The sequence below is a fragment of the Synechococcus sp. R6-5 genome, from assembly GCF_047461775.1.
Classification (GTDB): Bacteria; Cyanobacteriota; Cyanobacteriia; order Thermostichales; family Thermostichaceae; genus Thermostichus.
Genome location: NZ_JANSHV010000251.1, coordinates 1 through 4,256 on the forward strand (window position 1 = coordinate 1; position 4,256 = coordinate 4,256).

Consider the following 4,256-nt stretch of genomic DNA (forward strand, 5'->3'; position numbering starts at 1 on the left):
ACCACCACGAGCGTTGGGATGGCAGCGGTTATCCCGACGGCCTCAAGGGGGAAGAGATCCCCCTGGTGGCCCGCATCTTTCAGATCATCGACATCTACGACGCCCTCACCTCAGAGCGACCTTACAAGCGAGCTTTCACTGCTCAAGAGGCTATAGACATTTTGCGGGAAGAAACAGCCAGAGGGTGGCGGGATCCCCAGTTGGTGGAGTATTTCTTTGAGTTTCTGCGATCGCGGGCGCTGGATTTGGAGTAGGCTAGATAGGGCTTGCTTGTAGTGTACCAGCAGGATAGAGTCTCTTGCCGGGTGCCGATCCGCTGCGTCGTTGTGTAGGGTGTCGCCAGTTGTTTCCTCGCTCACAACTGTGGCGGCTGGTCAGACAATTTGATTCCCACCAAGTGCTTTTGGGCGAGGGTATGGGGCGCTCTGCCTATGTCTGTCGGCGGCTGGAATGTCTGCAAGCAGCCCGGCGCAAGCAACAGATAAACCGAGCCCTCAAGGCACCTGTGCCTGACTCGTTGTTCCAACGGCTGCTGGATTCTCTTGAGCAAGATTCCCAGGGACATCTCCTCCAAAAGCCTGAGCCTCAGAGGTATTCCCAAACATAGGTAAGATATTTAGACGCCCTTTTAGGTTCATCAGGTTGCGAACTACACGACAGCCCCCCTCAATTGTCAGAATGGGAGTTGGCCGGAAAACTGAGGTCAGGCTGGAGGAGCTGCAGAGAGGTTATTCTGGAGGCGCTGTTTCCATCTATTCTTTCCCCGGCTGCCCTACTGGATGTCCCCTGTGGATGTTGCCAGAGCAGCTTCAGACCTGGGTTCCCTTCAGGCCGGATCCCCGGAGGATTGCCGAGCTGTTCTCGATGCGCCGGAGGAAGCCCCCGCAAGCCCGAAAGGTTCGGCTCAACCCAATAACTTGGTTCCCATTGAGTTTGGATAGTAAAACTGACGAGAAGTAAAGGAGCAGAGGCTAGCAGACGAATGACCGATAAAGTTCGAATTTATGATATTGCCCGTGAGATGGGGCGTGACAGTCGGGATGTGCTGGAGGTTTGTGAGCAACTGGGGATCCCTTTCAAAACCCACAGCAGCACCATTTCTCCGGAGCAAGCTGAGTTGGTGCGCAGCAAGCTGGGCGCCCCCCACATTGTGAAACCTCCTCGACCCCGGCCCAAACCCCCATCTGAAAGCCTGCCGCCGGAGCCTCCTGCTGAAGCTAAAGTCGGTGAGCGCCCTCAGCAGAAAGTTCCCGGCACCGCTAGCGCGATCGTCGGCATTCGTCGGCCCACGCCCGTTCAGCAGCAAGCCCCAGTTGGCGAAGCCAAGACGGCTGAAACTCTGCCGGCTGCCAAGCCCTCGCTGTCTCGACCTGAGCGAGTCTCCCCCGAAAAGGGATCGGCTGGTGGTGCTCAGCTCATAGGCCCACCGCGGCGGCAGGTTACCCCTCTTGTCCGCTCGTCTGAGGCCACCCAAAAGCCGGAGACTGTTTCTCAACCGGCAACCCCTCCCACTCCCTCTGAGTCTGCCGCGGCCAAAGCCAGCAGCTCGGAGCCCAGTCCTGTGGCCAAGCGCCCAATCGTACTCTCGCCCCCTCAACGAGCTACCTCCGGGACAAAACCGCCGGCAGAGCGGCCTGAACCGCCGCAAAAAGCTCCCGAGCCCAGTCGCCCCAGCCCCTCAGAAGCACCATCCCCCAGCCACGCCCGCGTTCCTCAGCCTGCGGAAGAAAAAGCTCCTTCTCCTCCACCTGCGCAGCGCCCCCGTCCACAACTGGTGAGCGCACCCGTTCGCCCTGGCACGCGCTCCCCGGCAACCAAAGAAGACAGTGTCAGCAGCAGCAAAGTCGGTGAAGCTCCTCGTCCGCAGCGGCGGATGGAATTGGTGGGGCCCCCTACCCGTCCTGTGGCCAAGCCGGCTCCCCCTGACCCAGATGCTGCCTCTCCCTTGCCAGAAAGAATCCCTGGGGAACGTCCCAGCCCAGTGTTGGCGGAGGCTCCCGTAAGACCTACCCCACCCAAGGTCAAGCGCAAAACGGAAGAAGAAGAGGACGACGAGCTACAAGCTCTCAGTCGGCGGGCTGCCCGCGTCCAAGCCAAACGCAAACGCAGTCGGAGACGGGGGGAAGGAGATGGAGATGGTTTGGATTTGGATCCCATGACCATCATTTCAGCGGTCAAGCAGGCTGAGCTGAACGCCCTCAAGCCCTTGGCTCGCCCCACCGCCAAGCCTCCTTCCTATCGCCCACCCGCGGCAACGGCTGCTCCCCCTGCCCGCCCCCGCCCTGCTGCCCGTTCGCAGCAGCAACCCACCTCCGCTGAAGCTGGTGCTGCCGATCGCGCTAGCGGGACAGAGCCCTTGCCCGAAGAGAAGGTGTTGCTCTTGGATGGCAGCCTCACCGTTCAGGAATTGGCCCATCGCCTGCGCGTGGCCGAAACTGAGATCATCAAAACCCTCTTTTTCAAGGGGGTGATGGTGACCATCAACCAGGTCTTGGATGAGTCGCTGGCCGAGTCGGTGGCCAAAGAGTTGGGCTACGAGATTCGCCGGCCCAAGGCAGAACCCGAGGCTAAAAAAACCGAAATGCTGGACGTGGAGGACATCGACCATCTGGTCTCGCGTCCGCCGGTGGTAACCATCATGGGCCACGTGGACCACGGCAAAACCACTCTCCTCGATGCCATCCGCGACACCAAAGTGGCGCAGGGAGAGGCTGGCGGGATCACCCAGCGCATCGGTGCCTACCATGTGGATGTGAACTTTGAAGGCCAGAAGCGGCGCATCGTTTTCCTGGATACTCCTGGCCACCAGGCTTTTACCGCCATGCGCGCCCGGGGAGCCCGCGTCACCGACATTGCGGTTTTGGTGGTGGCCGCCGACGATGGGGTACAACCGCAAACTCTGGAAGCGATCAGCCATGCGCGGGCGGCTCAGGTGCCGATCATCGTGGCCATCAACAAGATCGACAAGCCCGGCAGCCAGCCAGAGCGCATCAAGCAGCAGTTGGCGGAGCACGGCCTATTGCCAGAGGAGTGGGGTGGCGACACGCCCATGGTGGAGGTGAGCGCTCTCACCCGCCGTAACCTGGATGCTCTGCTGGAGATGATCCTATTAGTGGCCGATGTGGCCGAGCTGCAGGCCAACCCCAATCGTCCCGCTCGCGGCACGGTGATCGAGGCCCACCTGGACAAAGCCCGCGGGCCAGTGGCCACTTTGTTGGTGCAAAACGGCACCCTGCGGGTGGGGGATACCCTGGTGGCCGGCGCAGTGCTGGGCCGGGTCAAAGCGATGATGGACGACCGCGGCCAGCGGTTGCAAGAAGCCGGGCCCTCTTCGGCGGTACAACTGCTAGGCCTGGATGAAGTCCCGGCAGCCGGCGATGAGTTCCAGGTTTACACCGACGAAAAAGAGGCCCGTCGCATTGCCCAAGAGCGGGCGGAGGTGCTGCGGCAAACCCGTCTACAACAGGCGCTGCTGTCTCGTCGCGTGAGCTTGGGTAGCGTTTCCGCCAAAGCCCAAGAAGGTCAGCTCAAGGAGTTGAACTTGATCATCAAGACGGATGTCCAGGGATCCGCCGAGGCCATTCAGACAGCGCTGCGGGATTTGCCCCAAGAGGAAGTCCAGTTGCGGGTTCTGCTGGCGGCTCCTGGCGAGATCACGGAAACCGATGTGGATTTGGCTGCGGCCAGCGACGCCATCATCCTCGGCTTCAACACCACCCTGGCCCCCGGCGCCCGTCAGGCTGCCGATGACAAGGGCGTGGATGTGCGGGAGTACGACATCATCTACAACCTGCTGGACGATCTGCGGGCGGCCATGGAGGGCCTGCTGGAGCCGGAAGAAGTGGAGGAGCCGCTGGGCCAAGCGGAAGTGCGCATGGTGATCCCCATCGGGCGCGGTGCGGTTGCCGGCAGCTATGTGCTCTCGGGCAAGGTGCAGCGCAATGCTCTGGTGCGAGTTCGCCGCAGAGGGGAGGTGGTTTACGAAGGTCGTCTAGACTCCCTGAAGCGCTTCAAGGACGATGTGCGGGAAGTGGCTGCGGGCTTCGAGTGTGGGATCGGCATCGACAAGTTCCAATCCTGGCAGGAAGGCGACATCATCGAGGTGTACCAGATGGTCACCAAGCGGCGGACGCTGGCCTCTGTCTAGCTTCATCAAGGCACTTCAGGTTGGCCTGCCGGTCAGGCCTGTGTTCTCGGGCAGGGGATCCCAGACAGGGCGGGAAAGTTTGAGCTGATCGCGTAAGCGGGACGGAGTC

3 protein-coding genes are annotated in these 4,256 nt (G+C 61.3%); all 3 read left to right on the forward strand.

The annotated features are described in order from the left end of the window. The coding region (locus NW818_RS12265) for an HD-GYP domain-containing protein (protein WP_414424709.1) at positions 1-254 on the forward strand (254 nt) is incomplete at its 5' end. Between the two features lie 44 nt (positions 255-298). After that, positions 299-607, forward strand: a complete 309-nt coding sequence (locus NW818_RS12270; RefSeq protein WP_414351948.1) for a YlxR family protein — start codon at positions 299-301, stop codon at positions 605-607. A gap of 375 nt (positions 608-982) precedes the next feature. Then, a complete protein-coding gene (infB, locus tag NW818_RS12275) occupies positions 983-4,147 on the forward strand; it encodes a translation initiation factor IF-2 (protein WP_414424710.1) in 3,165 nt (1,054 codons plus the stop codon). Positions 4,148-4,256: the final 109 nt, after the last annotated feature.